This is a genomic window from Microbacterium sp. AISO3 (assembly GCF_002204305.1).
Lineage (GTDB): Bacteria > Actinomycetota > Actinomycetes > Actinomycetales > Microbacteriaceae > Microbacterium > Microbacterium arborescens.
The window spans coordinates 1-389 of record NZ_NHRF01000196.1; the positions used below are offsets into that span (position 1 = coordinate 1).

Annotated in this window: 1 protein-coding gene; it reads right to left on the minus strand. The window is 62.2% G+C overall.

The window, feature by feature from the left end; translation table 11 throughout:
- Positions 1-372, minus strand: a 372-nt coding sequence (locus tag CBF90_RS16945) for a GntR family transcriptional regulator (RefSeq protein WP_197690616.1), incomplete at its 3' end; no start/stop codon positions are given.
- Positions 373-389: the final 17 nt, after the last annotated feature.

The following is a 389-nucleotide window of genomic DNA, read 5'->3' on the forward strand; positions in this document are numbered from 1 at the left end:
ATCGTCGGCGTAGGTACGACGGTTGATAGCCAATACAGCCGACCCGACGGGGATCTGCAGGTGCTCGCAGACCAGCGCGTCACCGCTGACAGCCTCGATCGCATCCTCGCCCCACGTAGGAACTAGCCCAGCTGCCGCCATCGCCCCATAAATACTCGCCGGAACGCCATCGGTCAACAGATCTGGCATCACTCGGGCAGCGATCCAGGTCCTTTCGACGGCCATCGGAACACCGTCAGCTAGCCGCACGCGGTAGATGTAATGGACTGGCTCCCCCGGCTCAATCCCTAGCCACACAGCCACGTCAGGAGCGGCGGAGATCTCCTCATCGCGCAGCACTCGGGTGTCTGGGATCATGCCGCGCTGACGCATCTCCTCACTAAAAGACG